At 67.2% G+C, this 18524-nt stretch carries 18 protein-coding genes and 1 pseudogene; 11 read left to right on the top strand and 8 right to left on the bottom strand.

Going from position 1 to position 18524, the window contains the following annotated elements; genetic code table 11:
* The first annotated feature begins 161 nt into the window (after positions 1-161).
* From QR77_RS39835 to QR77_RS39820, 4 genes and pseudogenes are all read left to right on the top strand, one after another.
* Positions 162-1034, top strand: coding sequence for a TauD/TfdA family dioxygenase (locus QR77_RS39835; RefSeq protein WP_040026790.1), 873 nt, complete (start codon positions 162-164; stop codon positions 1032-1034).
* A gap of 134 nt (positions 1035-1168) precedes the next feature.
* Positions 1169-1633, top strand: a complete 465-nt coding sequence (locus QR77_RS39830) for a hypothetical protein (RefSeq protein ID WP_052489447.1) — start codon at positions 1169-1171, stop codon at positions 1631-1633.
* Positions 1630-3459, top strand: a complete 1830-nt coding sequence (locus tag QR77_RS39825; protein ID WP_040026789.1) for a GMC family oxidoreductase — start codon at positions 1630-1632, stop codon at positions 3457-3459. Before QR77_RS39830 ends, QR77_RS39825 begins: the two co-directional genes overlap by 4 nt.
* Positions 3460-3793: 334 nt before the next feature.
* Positions 3794-4235 (top strand): annotated as a pseudogene (locus QR77_RS39820) (hypothetical protein).
* Between the two features lie 309 nt (positions 4236-4544).
* On the opposite strand, the gene QR77_RS39815 reads toward QR77_RS39820, so the two are convergent.
* Positions 4545-4820 carry a TetR/AcrR family transcriptional regulator gene (locus tag QR77_RS39815; protein ID WP_052489446.1) on the bottom strand — a complete coding sequence of 92 codons (276 nt, stop codon included), beginning with the start codon at positions 4818-4820 and terminating at the stop codon, positions 4545-4547.
* A gap of 404 nt (positions 4821-5224) precedes the next feature.
* On the opposite strand from QR77_RS39815, the gene QR77_RS39810 reads away from it, so the two are divergent.
* Positions 5225-5761: a CGNR zinc finger domain-containing protein gene (locus QR77_RS39810; protein WP_040026788.1), complete on the top strand. Its 537-nt coding sequence runs from the start codon at positions 5225-5227 to the stop codon at positions 5759-5761.
* A 231-nt stretch (positions 5762-5992) separates the two neighbouring features.
* On the opposite strand, the gene QR77_RS39805 is transcribed toward QR77_RS39810, so the two are convergent.
* A complete protein-coding gene (locus QR77_RS39805) occupies positions 5993-6343 on the bottom strand; it encodes a helix-turn-helix domain-containing protein (RefSeq protein WP_052489834.1) in 351 nt (116 codons plus the stop codon).
* 140 nt (positions 6344-6483) lie between these two features.
* Here QR77_RS39805 and QR77_RS39800 point away from each other — a divergent pair, with 140 nt between their 5' ends.
* Positions 6484-7374 carry an alpha/beta fold hydrolase gene (locus QR77_RS39800; RefSeq protein WP_040026786.1) on the top strand — a complete coding sequence of 297 codons (891 nt, stop codon included), beginning with the start codon at positions 6484-6486 and terminating at the stop codon, positions 7372-7374.
* 322 nt (positions 7375-7696) lie between these two features.
* Complete coding sequence (locus QR77_RS39795) at positions 7697-8341, top strand: TetR/AcrR family transcriptional regulator (RefSeq protein WP_040026785.1); 645 nt, start codon at positions 7697-7699, stop codon at positions 8339-8341.
* Between the two features lie 132 nt (positions 8342-8473).
* Here QR77_RS39795 and QR77_RS39790 read toward each other — a convergent pair whose 3' ends face one another.
* Complete coding sequence (locus QR77_RS39790) at positions 8474-9127, bottom strand: nitroreductase family protein (protein WP_040026784.1); 654 nt, start codon at positions 9125-9127, stop codon at positions 8474-8476.
* Between the two features lie 571 nt (positions 9128-9698).
* Here QR77_RS39790 and QR77_RS39785 point away from each other — a divergent pair.
* Both QR77_RS39785 and QR77_RS39780 read left to right on the top strand, forming a co-directional pair.
* Positions 9699-10601 carry an alpha/beta hydrolase gene (locus tag QR77_RS39785; protein ID WP_078877697.1) on the top strand — a complete coding sequence of 301 codons (903 nt, stop codon included), beginning with the start codon at positions 9699-9701 and terminating at the stop codon, positions 10599-10601.
* Between the two features lie 73 nt (positions 10602-10674).
* Positions 10675-11427, top strand: coding sequence for an MBL fold metallo-hydrolase (locus QR77_RS39780; RefSeq protein WP_040026782.1), 753 nt, complete (start codon positions 10675-10677; stop codon positions 11425-11427).
* A gap of 168 nt (positions 11428-11595) precedes the next feature.
* On the opposite strand, the gene QR77_RS39775 is transcribed toward QR77_RS39780, so the two are convergent.
* On the bottom strand, positions 11596-12444 hold the full coding sequence (locus QR77_RS39775; RefSeq protein WP_160311010.1) for an alpha/beta hydrolase: 849 nt from the start codon (positions 12442-12444) through the stop codon (positions 11596-11598).
* A 423-nt stretch (positions 12445-12867) separates the two neighbouring features.
* Here QR77_RS39775 and QR77_RS39770 point away from each other — a divergent pair, with 423 nt between their 5' ends.
* Positions 12868-13584 carry a hypothetical protein gene (locus QR77_RS39770; protein WP_078877948.1) on the top strand — a complete coding sequence of 239 codons (717 nt, stop codon included), beginning with the start codon at positions 12868-12870 and terminating at the stop codon, positions 13582-13584.
* A 425-nt stretch (positions 13585-14009) separates the two neighbouring features.
* Here the strand turns inward: QR77_RS39770 and QR77_RS39765 are convergent, their stop codons facing one another.
* The 4 genes from QR77_RS39765 to QR77_RS42665 all read right to left on the bottom strand — a co-directional run bounded on the left by QR77_RS39765 (position 14010) and on the right by QR77_RS42665 (position 16978).
* Positions 14010-14708, bottom strand: coding sequence for a type 1 glutamine amidotransferase domain-containing protein (locus QR77_RS39765; RefSeq protein WP_040026781.1), 699 nt, complete (start codon positions 14706-14708; stop codon positions 14010-14012).
* Between the two features lie 46 nt (positions 14709-14754).
* Positions 14755-15762, bottom strand: coding sequence for a zinc-dependent alcohol dehydrogenase family protein (locus QR77_RS39760; protein ID WP_040026779.1), 1008 nt, complete (start codon positions 15760-15762; stop codon positions 14755-14757).
* Positions 15763-15997: 235 nt separating this feature from the next.
* Positions 15998-16126 (bottom strand): hypothetical protein, encoded by a 129-nt coding sequence (locus tag QR77_RS49915; RefSeq protein WP_269084353.1) that lies wholly within the window; start codon positions 16124-16126, stop codon positions 15998-16000.
* 267 nt (positions 16127-16393) lie between these two features.
* A complete protein-coding gene (locus QR77_RS42665) occupies positions 16394-16978 on the bottom strand; it encodes a CGNR zinc finger domain-containing protein (RefSeq protein ID WP_078877695.1) in 585 nt (194 codons plus the stop codon).
* 338 nt (positions 16979-17316) lie between these two features.
* On the opposite strand from QR77_RS42665, the gene QR77_RS39750 reads away from it, so the two are divergent.
* A complete protein-coding gene (locus QR77_RS39750) occupies positions 17317-18315 on the top strand; it encodes an aldo/keto reductase (protein WP_201778867.1) in 999 nt (332 codons plus the stop codon).
* The last annotated feature ends 209 nt before the right edge of the window (positions 18316-18524 follow it).

The raw sequence follows: 18524 nt of genomic DNA, 5'->3' as shown, positions 1-18524 counted from the left end.
CCGCTGCGAAATGTTACGAACCGCCGAGAAACGCATGGACCCCATGGACATCGAGGACGTCTGGACGCCCGTGTTCACAGCGGGGCAGGAGCGTGTCCGGCGGCATCGTCCCGCCGACCTGCCGGACCGAGGTCTGTAACCCCACTCCCCTGGAGGAACACATGGAGCAGTACGAGCGCGAAGCAGTGGAAGCGGTGACGACGCGACCTCCGCACCCGTACAACACCCTCGCGATCGAGCGGATCACCCCCGTCATCGGCGCGGAGGTCTCGGGTGTCGACCTGTCGAAGGAGCTGTCGGCCGAGCAGCGGGAGGAGGTGGGGATCGCGTTCCGTGACTACCACGTCCTGGTCTTCCGCGATCAGTCGCTCACTCCCGAGGACCACATGCGCTTTGCCGGCAGCTTCGGCGAGTTGCGTCCGGTCGACCCGCCGCCGCCCGAGGGTGACCCCCACATCCTGGAGATCCGCACGACCTCAGGGGCGGCGAACGCGGCCGGCAACGGCTGGCACGCCGACGGGACCGCGGACGCCGATCCGTCGCTGGGATCGATGCTCTACATCACGGAGATCCCGGAACCGGGCTGCGGCGGCGACACCATGTTCGCCAACATGCACCTCGCGTACGAGATGCTGTCCCCGGCCATGCGGTCCCTGCTGGACCCGCTGACCGCGATCCATGACGGCGCGCAGGCGTTCCAGGGCTACACCCCGCCAGAGGGCTATGTCATACCCCGGAGCGAACACCCGCTCATCGCGCGGCACCCCGAGACCGACCGCAAGCTGGTGTACGCCAACAAGGCGTACACCAGCCGCATCCCGCAGGTCTCACCGCAGGAGAGCCGGGCACTGCTCGACATGCTCTTCGACGCCATCGCCTGCCGGCCGGTGCTCCACTGCCGTGTCCGCTGGACCCCCGGCACCCTGGTGTTCTGGGACAACCGCTGCGTCCAGCACCACGCGATCTACGACTACTACCCCTACGCGCGGTACGGGCAGCGGGTCGCCATCAACGGGGGCCCCGTCAAGGGCTGACGGCCCTGGCAGGTGACGTGGGTCACCGGGCCCACGCCGGGTTCCGTTCACGACACCTCACCCGGCGAAAACCGCGGCGCGGGCGAGCCGCGTGACGTACTCGTCCGAGAACGCAGGGAAAGGGATTCAAGAGCATGGAACTCCACCAGTTCGCCGCCCTGTCGGCGAGGCTGACCGGTTTCGACTCCGGGGAGCTACAGGAGAGCGGCATGGTGCACGCGTACCGACAAGTCGTCACGGAACAGGTAGGGGCCGAGCGGCTCGACAAGCTCGCCGACTCGGTGGCGGTCACCGCCGACGACCCGCCGCGCTTCACAGACGATTCCGCCCGGGAGTTGGCGCGGGCGATCACCCACCTGTGGTACCTCGGAACATGGCCCGGAGTGCTCCGTCCACCCTTCCCGGACGGCGAAGTACCACCGTCGGCGTCCGGGCCGTTCGTGGTCTCGTCGCGGGCCTACGAGCAGGGCCTCGTGTGGCGGGCATTCGGCGGGCGTGCGCCTGGCACGACGGCGGAGGGGTACGGCAGTTGGGCCGGCTCTCCGTCCGTGGCGACGCCCCTGGGAGCGCACGGCAGCGACTCGGCGGTCGCGAAATGAGCACTCCGGACGGGCGGCGATGGGACGCGGTCGTGGTCGGTGCCGGGTTCGCGGGCTCCCTGGTCGCCAAGCGCCTGGGCGACCAGGGCTGGCGGGTCCTCGTGCTGGAGGCCGGCCACGGCGCGTCCAGTCCGGAGGCGGCTCATCTGGACGCGGTCGAGGCATACCGTTCGGCGCGGCTCAAGGTGCCCAACTCGCCCTACCGGAAGAGCACCGCGGCGCCGTCGCCCGACATGCCCGACGCTGACGGGTACTTCGTGCAGGACGGTCCGCTCCCGTACGGCAGCGGCTACCTGCGGGCCAACGGTGGCACCGGTCTCGCCTGGACCGGACTCGCGCCCCGGATGCACCCTGAGGACTTCCGCGCCGGGGACTTCGGACACGGGCGCAACTGGCCGCTCGGGTATGACGACATTGAACCGTACTACCGGGCGGCCGAGCGCGAGATCGGGGTGTCCGGCGACGCCGAGGAGCAGCACACGGCCATCGGTCTGCCGTTCCCTGACGGCTACCAGTTCCCCATGCGGGCCATCCCGCAGAGCTACCTGGACCAGGTCATGACGAAGACCCTGGACGGCAGTGCCGTGCGGGACCCGGGCGCGGACGATCCGGTCCGTCTGCAGGTGGTCACCACGCCGCACGCCCGCAACGGACTGCCCAACCCCTCGTACGACGGTGGCGCCGGTTACCGGCCCGCCCCCGGTCCGCACCAACCGGATCAGGGGATGCTGTGCCAGGGCCACGCCAGTTGCGTACCGATCTGCCCGTCCCAGGCCAAATACACCCCCCTCAAGACCCAGACCCGTTGGGGTTCGTCCGTCACCCTTGTCACCCAGGCGATCGTCACCCGGGTTCGGATCGGTGCCAATGGACGAGCAGCCGGTGTCGAGTACCAGTCCTACCGCGACGACACCGCCGAGGTGGTGACACACAGCGTCGACGCGGACCTCGTCGTCCTGGCCGCGCACGCGATCGAGAATGCCAAACTCCTCCTTGCCTCCGAGGCCGCCAACAGCAGCGACCAGGTCGGCCGCAACCTGATGGACCACCCGGTCCTGCTGACCTGGGGCCTGATGCCGCAGCAGGTCGGTGCTTATCGTGGCCCTGGCTCGACCTCCGGCCTTGAGGGTTTCCGCTTCGGTGCCGCCCGTGCCCGACGCGCTCCGTTCCGCGTCGAGATCGGCAACTGGGGCTGGACGTGGGCCCTGGGGCCGCCCGACCAGCGGGTCGCGGAACTCCTGCGCAACGGAGGGCCCGATGGACAGGGCCTTTTCGGTACGCACCTGCGGCAGCGGCTCGGCGACCGGATCGGACGCGAATTCGCCTTCCAGTTCGAGATAGAACAGGACGCCGATCCGACGAACCGCGTCACCATCGATCCTCGCCACCGCGACGCCCTGGGCAACCTGCGGCCGGTACTCCACTACGACTTGTCCGACTACGTCAAACGCGGTATCGCCGCTGCGAAGTCCGTTTCCGACCAGCTCTTCGATCTGCTGGGCGCAGAGGACCACACATCCTTCGAACCAGGGCCGGAATGGCCCGGCTACTTCGAGTTCGAGGGCCGCCCGTATGCCTACCGGGCGGCTGGACACGGAGCCGGAACCCACATCATGGGCGACTCGCCGGCCACTTCTGTTGTCGACGGGTGGCAACGCTGCTGGGACCACCCCAACCTGTACGCCGTCGGGTGCGGCAGCATGCCCACTGTGGCTACTTCCAACCCCTCGCTGACCATGGCGGCGCTGGCCTTGCGCAGTAGTGAGGAGATGCATCGCGACCTGCTCGGACAGCGCCGTATCGCATCCGCCGCACCCCTCGCGTAGCTGTACGTTCCCGCGCGACAGAGGTGCCGGTTCCCGGCGTTGTGCCGCGACGCTCGCCCATCCGCGGGCCGGAAGGGCGCGTGATCCCGAGCAGCGGGCCTGCCACGCGGCCGGCTCCTGGCGCCCACGCCGGGAGACCGGCCCGCGAGGGAGCAGTCGCCGGCGCGCCCGGTGAGGTCTTCGGCCATCGACGGGATGACCTCGTATCGGCATTCGCGCAGGTCAAAGTATCGATGACGCTGGTTGCCAGGCGCTGCGGGATGGTTGGCCGGTGTGAAGACCTTGCCGGGGCCCTGGTGCGCGCGATGGCCGCCGGACAGGCTAGTTTGCTCGGATGAGTCTTCTTGATGATGTGGCCGAGCGCGACGGCTGGCGGTGCTGGGTGTGTGACGAGGCGGTGGACCCCGACGAGTCGGTGAACGACCCGCGGGGGCCCAGCGTCGACAGCCGGACCGCCGACCGGAAGGCCAAGGTCGTCGAGCGGCTCGCACACCGCGGATGCAACACCCGCAAGGGCGCGGTCAAGGTGGCCATCGCCTGGCCGGACCGCCTGTACGTGGTCGAACCCGCGCCGCTGATCACCGTTGCCGGAAGGCTGGAGCGCAAGGGGGGGCCGCGAGATGGTGGGCCGTTGTCCGACCAGGCGGGACGCCCAAGAGGCGGCGGATTGGCTGGTGGACCGGTTCTCCCGACTGGTACCGGGGCTGCCGGTGACCGCCGACATCGAGCCGGGCGGCGGCCAGTTCCTCGTCGTCCTGTCCACCGGCCGCCGCTGACCGGGAATCCCCGGCGCACACTCGCGTCGAGCTGAACCGTCGGCCCACACCGACATGTCCTGGCACGAGCTGACCCACATCGCCGGCCTGTGCACAGCTACGGGTCGATGCCGTCGGTTGCCGCAGCCACGACGGGGGCCGAACCGGAAACACCGCGCGCGCTCCGCGACATGGAGCACGTCCTGCTCCCGCCGCCACTCCTTCACGCCGAGACCCACGCCCTGTACGACAAGAGCGGCGGCATCGACCGTATCGCCGGCCAACTTCCCGTCGGGGCGTTTGTGCAGCCGGCCGCGTCAGGCAGTTCCCTCAGCGTCCCCGTCCGGTGTTCTCGTCACGGAGGAACTCGAAGTGCCTGCGCAACCTCAGCAGCGGATCGACGTCCGCGTCGGCGAGCCCCCCCAGTCGGCGGCTCACTCCGTAGCGCTCCAGGGCGACCACGGCCAACGCTTCCTTGCTCTCGAAGTGGTTGCAGAACGACCCCTTCGGCACGCCCGCACTGTCCGTGATGTCCTTGACGCCGGCCCCGTTGAACCCGTACGTGTGGAACTGCTCGACCGCCGCCTCGACGATTTCCTCGCGCATGCTCCTTCTGCCCACCGGTACCACCCTCTTCCGGCAATACGACCAATCATCTTATTCTGGGACCTTACCGCCCACCGCCCATGACCTCTGGGTCATCGACGGCAGGAGGCACGGAAGGATCCGGCCGCCAGTGCGGTGCGCTCCACCATGGCTCCCAGGTTTCAAACTCGCGCCGGGCACACGCCCCCATCCCCCACTGTGTTGCGAGGTCGCGCAGATGGGAACGCGAGCAACAGCACGCGTGAACAGTGCGAGCGGCCCGGCAGGATGTGAGGCAGCCGCGGACACCGCCCGCCAAGGTCGGCGGGGCCCGTATCCGCATATGCCGGGGCGGCGCCGTCACCGAGCCGGACCTGGATAGATATCTCACCTGTTAAGCGTTCGACAGTGGTAAGATCGCTCGCATGCTTGAGCGACCACATGTGGGTGAGCCGTTGGCGCTTGACCTCGTGAACACCAGGTGGATGAGCCGCGGCAACCTCGTGGACTTCCTCGAGGACGAGCAGAACGTCCAGACCTGGCTCGCGGAGAACGGCTTTTCGGAGCCCGCACAGGAGGCGTGGCCCGCACTGCTGGAGACGCGCGACACGCTCCGTGCGAGTCTTACCGGTCCGCGTCCCGAGGCCGAGCGGCGGCTCAACGCTGTGCTGGAGCACGGTGCCGTGCGGCTTGCCGTGCGCGACGGCCGGCCCGAGCGCACGGTGCGTGCCGAACCCGGCTGGCTGGCCGCGTGGTCGACTGCCGGCCAGTACGTGGAGCTGATCGACGGGCAGGCGGACCGGGTGCGCCAGTGTGCTCACCCCGATTGCGTCCTGTTCTTCCTTGACACGTCGAGGAACGGCACCCGCCGCTGGCATTCGATGGAAACCTGCGGCGCCCGCTCCAAGGCGCAGCGCCATTACCACCGTGCCCAGGGGCGCTACACCGAGGGGGACGCCTGACAGTCGGGCCGCCCTGAGAACCTGACCGGCGCCACAGTCGCTCTTCTGGCGGACAGTGACAGACCGTCCGTGCCGCGCTCCAGGAAGCGCCGCGAGCTGCGGACCGTCTGTTGAGCGGCACGCGACCGTCGGCACACCTCCATGGCGCCGAGTGGCCTTTGGCGCACTCCGGCACGATCTACGACCCTTGAGTCAGCGCCCGGGCCGTCGTACGACAACGGCCCCAGGGGCCTATTGACCGTCGAAGTGCCGTCTAGCAGCCTCGATGTGTCGGGCATGCTGCCTGGTCCATGTGCACATCTCATTGACCGTGTCCCTGAGGCCGCGCCCGGCCTCCGTGAGGCTGTACTCGACCCGTGGTGGCACGGTCGCGTACACGCGGCGGTCGACGACTCCATCCCGTTCCAGCGTGCGCAGTGTCTGCGCGAGCATCTTGTGGCTGATGCCCTGGACCGCTGTATGTAGGTGCGTGAAGCGCAGGGTGCCGTCACCCAGGGCATTGACGATGAGAAGTGCCCACTTGTTCGCGATATGCGTGAAGATCTCCCGTGCGAGAGAGTTGATATGCACCATGGCGTGCATCACATCGTGAGGTTCGTGCGCAATTTTGACCTCTTCGGTCACCTCCGGGTTCCTTTCTATCCTCGAGGTACGTTCTTTCCGGGTATTCGCTGCTCGGCTACGGTGACGGAGTGGCCCACGAAAACGGCGTAAGGAGTCGCATGCTTATCTTTGACCACCAAGGAAATCCCTTGCAGTCTGCTCGAGCCGCAGTCAACGGAACGCAACTGCACTACCGCATGGGCGGATCAGGTGAGCCGGTGGTTCTGCTGCACGGTGTTCCCAAGACCGGCTACCACTGGCGGCACATCGTTCCCCTACTCACTCGGAACTATACCGTCGTAGTCCCGGATCTACGGGGGCTGGGCGACTCATTTCCCGCAGAGGAGGGCTACGACACCGTCACTTTGAGCGAGGACATCGCACAGTTGATGGATTCGCTGGGACACCGTGAATACCGTGTCGTCGGTGAGGACTGGGGAGCGGCGACGGCTTACCAACTTGCGGCGCGGTACCCCGACCGCGTACGGCAACTCGTCTACCAGGAGGCGCTGCTCGCCGGTTTCGGCTGGGAGGACACCACGCGCCTCACCCGGTCGAACGTGTCGCAGGGGTCATTCGTGTTCCATCTAGGATTCTTCTTCAAGCCCGATGTTCCCGAGCTTCTAATATCCGGACACGAGCGCGAGTTCATCACCTGGTGGCTCAAGAACGAGGCGTACAACGTCGATGCCCTGACTACGGAGGCGCTCGACGAATACGTGCGCTGTTACTCGTCCCCGGGCAGCCTTCGGGCCATGCTGTCGATATACCGGGCAAGCCTCGATGATGCTGACAGCAATCACCTTGCAGCTCAGACTCCTCTGGGCATTCCGGTTCTCGCAGTGGGCGGGGAGTTCGCCATAGGCGCGGACACCGAGCGTCAGATGCGCGAGGTGGCACGTGACGTCCGGGGTATCGTGCTGGCCACGGGGCATCAGGTGGCCGAGGAGGCTCCGGCGGAGACCGCAGCGGCTTACCTTGAATTCTTCCGCACGTTGCCCTCGTCTTGAGTTGCTGACTGAAAACCGTCCCGGCCGACGAGTAGAACCAGGTGCGGCACACCACTGTTGTGGTGTGCCGCACCTGCTCGGCGGTCCGAGCGGCTGGGGCCAGGGGTGGCGGCGACCCCTGGCGATTACGACGGACGCAGGCATACCCGAGCGGCTTCGAGGGGAACGTCTCAGGACCGCACATCCTGCCTCCTGGATCCCACAGATTCCCCTGATATCATATTGGCACCGCCAGGAGTTGAGGGCCACACTGTTCAGTGTCACCGCTTTCACTGTTTCGCTCCAGGGGAGCAGTGGGCCGGAAGTCATCTAGGATTCTTAAATGCCGTCCATCACTCGTTCACCCTCCGATTCCGAAGAAAACCGTGCGAAAGTGGAGTCCGCCGTATTCGAGGCGGTCAAAAATCTGCTCGACAGCGGAATGAAATATACCGAAATCAGCGTGCAAAAGATTATCGTCGAGGCGCAGATTGCGCGTTCGACTTTCTATGCGCACTTCCGGGACAAGTCTGATCTCTTGTCCCGGCTCGGTAGGTCACTCAGCAAAAGCTTTTTCGAGGAGGCGACTTCTGATGCCCTCGATGTGTGGGACGCGGTGGAATCGCCGGACGGCCTGCGGGGCATCACCAAACTCCTCGAAGAGTCGATCGCGCGACATCGGAGGCATTTCTCCGTACTGTCGGCCATCAGTGAGACTGCCGCGTATGACCCTTCGGTGCACAACTTTTACACAACTGATTTGGAAGAATTTGAGAAAAGGGTCGTCAGTGACTTGAGACGGCGCCAGGAAGAGGGGATGACAGACAGCCGAGTGGATCCAAGGGTGGCCGGGCAGATCATTGTCTGGGGTGGGGAGCAGGCGATCGCCCACCACATCAGCAAGGTGGACCAGAGCGGCGACGCGGCTTTCGCCCTCGAACTGGCCTCCATCTGGTGGTACGGCGCGTACAACCGCCGCCTTTCCTGAGAGGCCGCCGACCAGCATCCCGGAACACCACTCCGGGTGCGCCTCAGTCGAGAGACGCTCTCCGCTCTCCTTCAGCCCGGTCCGAGGCGCGCCCGCGTAGTGGCGGGCCGTGCTCCCGTATCGGCCGTTCGCCTACCAGTGATCCCAGTGGGAGAACTGTTCGGCATGCGCCCGGGAGCCCTGCTTGAAGTCTGTCCCGATCGTGTAGGCGACCGGCGTGAGGGCCACCTGGACCACCTCGTCGTACGGGATGCCGAGCACCTCCGCCATCTCGCGCTCGTAGCTGAGATGGCTCGTGGTCCACGCGGTTCCCAGCCCTCGTTCACGGGCCGCGAGCATGAAGCTCCAAAAGGCGGGGATGACAGAACCCCAGGCGCCTGCCTGACCACGGACCGTGTCGAGTTCAGCCCGGTCGGCCACGCGCAGACAAGGAATGAGGATCAGCGGGACCTCGTGGAGATGGTGGGCAAGGTGATCAAGGCTGCCGGCGATACGAGCCCACTCCGAAGACCCGAAGTCCATGCGTGTGGGCTCCGGGCCCACCACCCCGGGGGTTGCGGGTGCGGCCAGACCGCGCCGCCACACTTCCGCCACAGCCGCCCTCGTCTTCCGGTCCTCAACGAAGACGAAGTCCCAACGTTGCCTGTTACGGCCGCTGGGTGCCTGAAGGGCGACGCGGACGCAGTCGTCCACCACCTCCCGCGGCACCGGTCGTTCCATGTCCAGCCGACGGCGTACCGCGCGGGTCGTGGTGAGAACCTCGTCGGCGGACAAGCCGAGCCGCATTCGCGGGTCCGGCTGCCGGGAATCGTTCGCATGGTGCATATGTCAGTCCAAAGCGAGAGAGAGCAGGGGTTACGGCTCGGTAGTACCGGAAGAACCTAACATTCCGGCGGACACTATGTCCGACACATTGTATGGTACGGCGAGAAGAAACCGGACATGGCGGATGCGTCAAGGCGGTCCACCGCTCAGGGATCCACGGACCACTCGGCCATTCCCATGCCACCTCCGGGCCGAGCGCCGGAGCCGACCACGACCACACGCGCCCCGACAGCAGACCCCGAAGCGGGCCGCAGGCCGGTGACCAGGGCGAAGTGGCCGAGGTAGCCGGTGGCGAGCCGGGAGCTTCGCGCCTGCCGGGCTGCCCCGGGGTGGGACGGTCCGGCCGCCGGACACCGTGGACGGCCCCCTGCGCGACGCATCACGCCTGCGGAATGCGCCGCCGTGAAGGCCGTCACCAAATGGCGGGCCGGCCGCTCCGCGGCCGGCCGAGGGGCCCTTGACAGGCGAGAAACGACCTGCTTAACCTCACCACTGAAACAAGTTTCAACGGTGAGAAAGCTGGTGGGCGCACATGCCCGACACATCAAACGACGTACCTGGCCGAGCGGGAATGGCGACTCGTCACCGCACGGCGCTGGTCGAGGGCCGCACCGTCTTCTACCGGGAGGCGGGCGATCCTTCGCAGCCGACGCTGGTGCTGCTGCACGGATTCCCGACGTCGTCGCACATGTTCCGGCGCCTGATCGAGGATCTGAGGGGCGACTACCATCTGATCGCCCCGGACCACATCGGCTTCGGTTTCTCGGACGCGCCGCCCGTGGAGGAGTTCACCTATTCCTTCGATCGACTGACCGAGATCACACAGGGGCTGCTCGACCATCTGGGGATCGACCGGTTCGCGCTGTACATCATGGATTACGGTGCTCCGATCGGCCTGCGCATCGCAAGCCGCGCCCCGGAGCGGGTGAGCGCACTGGTCGTGCAGTCAGGCAACGCGTACACGGAGGGGTTCACGCCTTTCTGGGACGTGCTGTTCGCGCACGCCAAGGACCGTCCGGGTAATGAGGCCGAAGTCCGAAAGCTGTTCGAGGCAGACGCCACCCGCTGGCAGTACACCCACGGTGTGCCCCAGGACCGGCTCGACCGGCTGGGCCCGGAGGCGTGGACTCTGGATCAGGACCTCCTGGAGCGCCCCGGCAACGCGGAGATCCAGCTACAGCTTTTCTGGGACTACCAGTTCAACCTCGACCTCTACCCCGGCATCCAGGAGTACTTCCGCACACACCGGCCGCCGACCCTGATCGCTTGGGGCGAGCACGACGAGATTTTCGGCGCAGAAGGCGCCCGTGCCTACCTGCGTGACCTCCCGGACGCCGAACTCCACCTCCTGAACGCCGGCCACTTCGCGCTCGAGACCCACGGCGACGAGATCGCGGGCCTCATCCGCGACTTCCTGGGCCGCCATCTGAACTGAGCGCTCCCCGTCACGGCTTTCGACTGCGTCCCGGCGGGACCGTCCACCGAACAAGACCAAGGAATCGCCTCTCATGGCCGACATAGCCCTCACCTACGTCGGAGGCCCCACGGCCCTCCTGGAATATGGAGGCCTCCGCTTCCTCACCGATCCCACCTTCGACGAGCCCCGGACTTACGAACCGCGAAACGGCGTCACGCTCACGAAGACCCACCGGCCGGGTCTGGCGCCGGCCGACCTCGGGACCGTCGACGCGGCGCTGGTCTCGCACCACCACCACGGCGACAATCTCGATGTCCTCGGAACGGAGCTTCTGCGGCATCTCCCCCTCACCATCAGCACAACCAAGGCCGCGGAAGACCTCGGTGGCACCGTCGCGGGCCTTGAGCCGTGGCAGTCCCGGCTCGTCGGCGACGTCACGGTCACCGCCGTTCCCGCCCTGCACGGCCCACCCGGATCCGAAGGCCGCGGACCTGTCAACGGATTCGTCCTCCAGGCCGCTGATACGCCCAATGTCTACATCAGCGGGGACAACGCTTCGCTGCTGTACGTCAAATCGATCGCCGAGCGTTTCGGGAAGATCGACATCGCGCTCCTGTTCGCCGGAGCCGCCCGCCTGCCCGTAGTCGAAGGGGACCTCACGCTTTCCTCCGCCGATGCCGCGCGAGCCGCCGGCATCCTGGCGAGCGACACAGTGGTCGCGCTGCACACGGAGGACTGGGCCCATCTCACCGAGAGCCGGGACGACTTCCGCGACGCCTTCGCTGACAAGAATGTCTATGTCGAGACTCCACGCGCCGTACGTGTGGTCCTCAGGCGCCTCTGAGTTGGTGCCGGCGCAGGCATCCGTATGCCCCGACCTGCCTACGTCACGCGCGCCCCCATCCACCTGGGTGGGGGTGCGCGTGAATCATGGAGACGCCATGAGGTCATGCGCATGGCCTTCGGATGCGTCAAGTCGGTCGTCGAACCCAGGGCACCAGTGCCCACGAGGTCACGCTGCCAGACGTCCCAAAAAACCGTGGATGTATCCGCTGACAGCGGAGACGTGCGTCTCCAGCGCGAAGTGACCGGTTGTCGGCAGCAGATGGATTTCCGCGTCGGGGAGATCACGCGCGAACGCCCGGGCACCGTCCGGGGCGAAGATCTCGTCGCCCTCTCCCCAGACCGCGAGCAGGGGCACCCGGCTGGAACGGAAATACTCCTGTAGTGCGGGATAGCCGTCGACGTTGGTCGGATAGTCCCGGAAAAGAGCCAGCTGCACGTCATCGTTCCCCGGTCGGTCCAGCAGGTGCTGGTCGTGGTTCCATCCGTCCGGGCTCACCAGACTCACGTCCTCGACACCGTTCTCATACTGCCAACGCGTCGTTTGAGACGTCAGCTTCGCACGTGCGCCGGGTTCCGTATCCGGTCCGGGCGAGGAAGCGTAGGCGAACAGATCGTCCCAGAACGGCTGCGCGAATCCTTCCATATAAGCGTTCCCGCTCTGGGTGATGATCGCAGTGACCTCGAAGGAGGAATCCATGGCCAAACGCCAGCCGATCGGCGCACCGTAGTCGTGCACGTAGATCGAGAAGCGGTGGACCCCCAAGCCCTCGAGCAGCCCTGCGGTGATCTCCGTCAAGTTGTCGAAGGTGTAGGAGAACTGATCCACCGAGGGCATCGAGGACCGTCCGTAACCGATGTGGTCAGGCGCGATCACGTGGTATTGATCTGCCAATGCCGGTATCAGGTGGCGAAACATGTGGGAACTTGTCGGAAACCCGTGCAAAAGGACGACGACTGGAGCGTCACCGGGGCCGGCCTCACGATAGAACACACGTTGACCATCGACGGTCGCCATTTTGTGATGTGTGGGAAGCACTTCAACCTCCACGATGCGATCAAGGCGCCGGAAGACACGAATCGCCCGTAGTCCGCTGCGGCACACGGGGGGCGAGGCGATGAACATGCCTCTCGTGGCCTGGCGCCTGACGACAATCACTTGACTGCCCCTCTTCCAACGTAGGCCCGAGGCCGTCGGCGGGCAACGGCGACGGTCGGGCACGGCCCACTGCCGGCTCTCGCGGAAGCCCGGGACCGAGTCCGGTGGTGACACGGCGCTTGTGGCGCCACCGCCGCTCCCCCGCCCGGTCCGCGCTACGGCACCCCTTCCGCCCGTTTCGCCGTCCGGCGCAACACATTGGCATGAAAATGACCGGTCGTCTTGTAGGGTTTCCCGGGGCGCCCGCCGGGTGCCCGCAGGACCTGGATGGAGATGGAAGTCATGGACCTCGTAGATGTCGCGGTAGCCGCACACGGCGGCTTGGACCGCTGGAAGGGCTACACGTCCGTCAGCGCCCATTTGAAGGCCGGAGGGGTTCTCTGGTCCCTCAAGCAGCAGAGTGGGCCACTCGATGACACCAAGGTGCGCGTCGCACTCCACCGGGAGTACGCCAGCCACTACCCCTTCGGCGACGCCGGCCTGCACACGGTCTTCACCCCGGAGCGGGTGGCGATCGAGAACCAAGCCACCGAGGTCATCGAGGAGCGACTGAACCCCCGGGCGGCCTTCGAAGGTCACACACTCGACACGCCGTGGGACAAGCTGCACCTGGCCTACTTCGCCGGCTACGCGATGTGGACGTACCTCACCGCGCCGTTCTCCTTCACCATGCCCGGCTTCCAGACCGAGGAACTGTCCCCGTGGCAGGAAGACGGCCAGACGTGGCGGCGATTGAGCGTGGAGTTCCCGGACAGCATCGCCACGCACAGCAAGCAGCAGACCTTCTACTTCGACCGCGAGGGCCTCGTCAGGCGACACGACTACACCTCTGAGGTACTCGGCGCAGGGCCTGCCGCTCACTACAGCTCCGGACACCGGGAATTCGGAGGCATCGTCGTTCCGACACAACGGCGCGTCCATCTCATCGGTGAGGACGGCAGCGTCATGCCCGATCCGCTCGTCGTCTCCATAGACATCGACGATGTCGTTTTCGAGTGACCGCCGGCAAACTCCGCCCCGCAGCACACTCGAGGCAAACGACACAACAGCTTCCGCTCTTCCAGAAAGCCGGAGCATGACGGCCGGCGCCGACCAGTAAGCCCTTGTCAGCCGTTTTTACCGGCGGTTTGACATCACCGACGTCGCTGGATGCGGTCCTCTCCCCTGACCTGGTGGACCACAGTTCGATCCTCCGAGCGTCATCGCCTGCTGCGAGCAGCGGTGGTACAGCGCACCGCCGGCAACCGCGCGTGGGACGCGGACATCGTCGGTCGGCAGCCCCCGTGGGGCGTCGGCAGTGCTGGTGGCACGGGCGGCCTGAGGCCTCGTGGGTCGCGAACGCTGAACGGTGGGGATCCGATCGCACCGGCGGCACAGCAGTGCTCACACCGCGCGCACGGTGTGAGCACTCCTGGTGCCGGCGGTCAGCGCGACAGCGTCGTCAGCATTTCCTCCGCCAGGGGCACGGACGAGGCCGGGTTCTGCCCTGTGTAGAGGTTGCGGTCGACGACCACGTGCGGCTCGAAGGCACTGCCCTCCTGGAAGTCGACGCCCAGCTCCACAAGCCGGTCCTGGAGAAGCCACTTGGCCTTGTCGGCGAAGCCCGCGTGGGTCTCCTCGGCGTTGGTGAATCCGGTCGCCCGGTATCCGGCGAAGGGGGATCGGCCGGAGGCGTCGGCGGTGGCGAGCAGCGCCGCGGGCCCGTGGCAGACGATCCCGAGGGGCTTGCCCGATGCGAGGGCCGAGATGAGCAGGGTGCCGGAGACCGCGTCGACAGCCAGGTCCTCCATGGGCCCGTGGCCTCCGGCGTAGAAGACGGCGTCGTAGTCCTCGGCCTTGGCGTCCGCCAATTTCACGGGACGGCGGAGTTGGTCGATCTCGGCGAGGCCCGCGACCAGTTCGTCGACCTTCGCCTGCCCGCCGTTGGCCTGCGCGGACAGGCTTCCCGCGTCGACTGTGGGCGGGACACCTCCGGGCGTCGCGATGACCACTTCGTGGCCCGCCTCCCGGAATGCCTGGTAGGGGGCGACAAGCTCCTCGGCCCAGACACCGGTGGGGTGCTTCGTACCGTCGGCCAGGGTCCAGTGATCGGCGGCGGTGACTACGACAAGAATCTTGGACATGTCTCTCACTTCTTTCATGGGTGAAGTCGTCGGGGGTGAGGTGTGCTTACGCGTTCTTCCGGGTGCCCGGTGTGAACAGGATCTTGCCTGTCCGGCCGGGCCGCTGGGCGTGAGCGAGTGCCTCGCGGTGCTCGTTGAGCGGATAGGTGGCCTCCACGGAGGCGTGCAGGGTGCCCGACTCCACGAGGCTCGCGAGTTCGCCGTAAATCCGCTCCAGCTCCGCGCGCGGGGTGTTGCCGAGCCAGCTCATGATGAAGAAGGAGCGCAGGGAGACACTGCGGTAGATGAGATCCGGCAGTGGAATCGCAGGCGTCTGGCCCGTGGCCGAGGAGAACGCGACGACGCTGCCGCCCGCTTCTACGGAGGAGGAGACCCGGGCGACCTGCTCGGGGCTGCCGGTGCCCTCGAGGAACAGCTTCAGCTCGCTGCCGCCCAGGGCGTCTGCGATACGGCTGCCGAGGTCCTGCCCGTCCAGGAGGACGACATCCGCGCCGGACTCCCGGACCTGCTTGACCGCATCCTCCCGCCGCACGACGGCCAGCGTCTTGATTCCGGCCCGCTTCGCCAAGGTGATGACGTACTGGCCGACCGCCGAATTGGCGAGGTTGAGGCCGATCCAGTCCCCCGGACTGAGGGCCACGTAGTCGTGGAGCAGTGCGTAGGCCGTCGCGGGGTTGACCGGCAGCATCGCGAGCTGGAGTGCGTCGGCCGTGTCGCCGACCGGGATCGCACTGCGGGCGGGTATGACGACGCGGTCGGCCCAGGTCCCCTGGACGAAGGTCGGCAGGATGAGGACGCGTCGGCCGATCAGCGCCTGATCGGCCTCGGGGCCCGCCTCGATGACGCGGCCGACCCCCTCGGCGCCCATGGCGCTGGGGACCTGCGGATGGACGCCGAACCAGCCGGCGGCGAAGAGGACATCCGCGTTGTTGACGGGAGCGGCTTCGACGGCGACGACCAGCTCGTCGGCGTTGGGAGCGGGCACGGTGTCATCGCTCGTGGAGAGGGTTTCGCTGAGGTCGCCGCCTACGGCGGTGAGGACAAGCTGACTCATGGCGGAGCTTTCCTGTAGGACGCGCAAGGCCATCACGACCTGGACGTAATGGCCTTGCGCGTTTTGAGACACTTACAGGTTTACCACGATGCACTACGCCCGTAAAGGCCTATCGCTTTTAGAACATGTCAACCGCAGTTCGGACGCGCACCGGCAGGCCGCCGCGACGGGCGGCCACGACTCGAAGAGAGGGCCGGCGATACTGGGCGGAGGGGGCTCTGCCCCGTACGGCCCGTCACAGGGGAAGGCAGGCCGCGGGCGTGCCGCCGAACGCCATGAGCGCGGCGCCGACGAGAGCCGGGTGACGCAACTCCCGCTCCACGAGCGGGCATCCGCCCAGCGGGAAGCCCGCACGCACGGCCATCCGCTCGGCAGCAGGCCACCCCCGGCGAGCCGCCCGAGAGCCGTGCGGGCCCGGCCGGACCGCGTGAGCATGACCACGAACCACAGGCCCAGGGTGCGGCGAGAGCGCTCATGGGCAAGCCTCCACGCGCCCGCGTGAGGCGTCGAGGAGGAGTCGAGGAGGAACTGGGCAGTGGTGTGGGTTTGAGGACCCGGTCGAGCCATAACGGCACGGACCGAAGAAGGACAGGGGAGGCGCGCGCCGAGGGATGTCAGCGGCGGTCAGGGTTCAGGCTCCGCCACCCAGGTCCGACGCAGTGCGCTTGCGGGTGCGATAGGCCGCCACGTTGGCGCGGTTGCCGCACAGCTCGTAGGAGTGCCACCGTTGGGAGCGGCTGCGGGTCGTGTCGTAGAACACCGCCCGGCAGTTCCCGTTGCCGCAGACGCGAAAGCGCGTCCAGGCCCCTTCCCGCACCAGTTCGGCCACGCTGGTGACCAGACCGCCCACCAGCGGGTCACCCGCCACCTGGCGCAGTCGCGCCCCGTCGGCCGAGAACGTCTGCCGGAATTCGGCCGACGCCGAGTGCGCGGTAAGGGTGTCCCATCCGCGAGCCTCCTCTTCAGCGTCCGGCGTGTCGATGACGTCCATCAGATCCGTACGCAAGGCGCGGACGAGGGCGAGCTGTTCGGACGAGGGGCCGGCGGCCGCGGACGGGCCGAACGGCGCCAAAATCCTCTTCGCGGCCTGCGGGTCGTCGAGCTTGTCCGGCAGGACCGGATTGGCATGGGGGCGCGAATTGAGCAGTTCCACGACCGCTCCGGCCAAGTCGGCGATCCGCGCCTTCGCCGTGCCCACTGTCTCCATGTCAACCATGGAGCCAGCGTACGACGACAGGCCCTATCTCGGAAAGGGCTTTACGACCGACAGGCACCCCGCGCCATCGACCACGAGGAACCGCCCACCGCCCTCGGCCGACCGGACCGCCGGCGGGGGAACCGGCAGTTCCTGTCGGTCGGGAACCCGGGGGCATCACCCAAGGTGTCACCCTCCATGACTTACACCGCACGCCGCCGCCTCAAGATCCTGGGAACAGCCGGAGTCCTCGACGCCCGCCAGGCAAGGAGGGTGCCGCGCGCTTCGCTTAAGACGACCGGTCATATTAATGTTTGATCCAACTGCGGCTTCCCGCATACCGGACGAAGGGCTCGACGATGAACATGCTGACAGCGGGGCCGCGTCGGACGAGCCCCCTGCTCGGGCTCGGCATCATGGGCATGTCCGAGCTCTACGGGCCGGCCGACGACGGGGAATCCCTGGCCACGCTCCGGGCCGCCCTCGACGGCGGAGTGCGGCTGGTTGAGACCGGCGACGCCTACGGCATGGGGCACGGCGAACTCCTGCTGGGCGAGGCGCTGCGTGCCCGTAGCCGCGAGTCGGTCGTCATCAGCATCAGGTTCGGCGCCCTTCGGGAGCCCGGCGGCGGCTGGACAGGCTCGGACAGCCGGCCGGTAGCCGTCAAGAACGCGCTCGCCTTCTCACTGCGCCGGATGGGCACTGACCACATCGACCTCTACCGGCCGGGGCGCCCCGATCCCGATGTACCGCTGGAAGAGACCGTGGGAGCACTGGGCGAACTGGTCCAAGCCGGCCACATCCGGGGCATCGGGCTGTCCGATGTCAGCGCGCGGACCCTGCGCCGGGCCCACGCGGTCCACCCGATCGCGAATGTGCAGACGGAGCACTCGCTGTTCTCCCGGGATGCCGAAGACGACATCATCCCCACCGCGCGGGAACTCGGGATCGCCGTGACCGCATACGGAGTTCTCTCCCGCGGGCTGCTCTCCGGGCACTGGTCACGAGAGCGCCAACAGCGCTTGGCACCGGAGGACTTCCGTCTCGGGCTGCCGCGTTCCCAGGAGCCCCGTCTCGCACACAACCTCGCACTGGCCGCGGCACTCGGCGAGACGGCTGAGCGGTACGGCGTCACCACAGCGCAGCTCGCCCTGGCCTGGGTCGCCGCACAGGGCCAGGACATCACTCCCCTCGTCGGCGCACGCACCGGTCCGCAGCTCACGGAAGTGCTGGCAGGCGCGGCGCTCAACGTCGACGAGGCCGCGATCGCCGAGGCTCAGAAGGCGATCCCCCGCGGTGCGGCCGCTGGGCAGCGCTACATGAAGCCGCTACTCGATCTGCTCGACAGCGAACGGTGAGCCGTCGCGGGCGGACGGCTGTCAGGCCGTCCGCCCGCGACGGCCGGGCTACGCCGGACCGACTGCCGAGAAGAGCATGTTCAGCCCCTCGGTCATCGTGGGATGGGTGATCACCCTGTCCCGCAGGGCGGTGTACGGCAAACCCGCGATCATCGCGGTCTGTTACAGTGGCGAGATTCTCGCCGGACTCCGGACCCAGCAGGGTGACA

The sequence above is a fragment of the Streptomyces sp. 150FB genome (genome assembly GCF_000818195.1).
Classification (GTDB): domain Bacteria; phylum Actinomycetota; class Actinomycetes; order Streptomycetales; family Streptomycetaceae; genus Streptomyces.
Note: the sequence above shows the minus strand (reverse complement) of the source record. Positions and strands in the feature narration are given on the sequence as shown.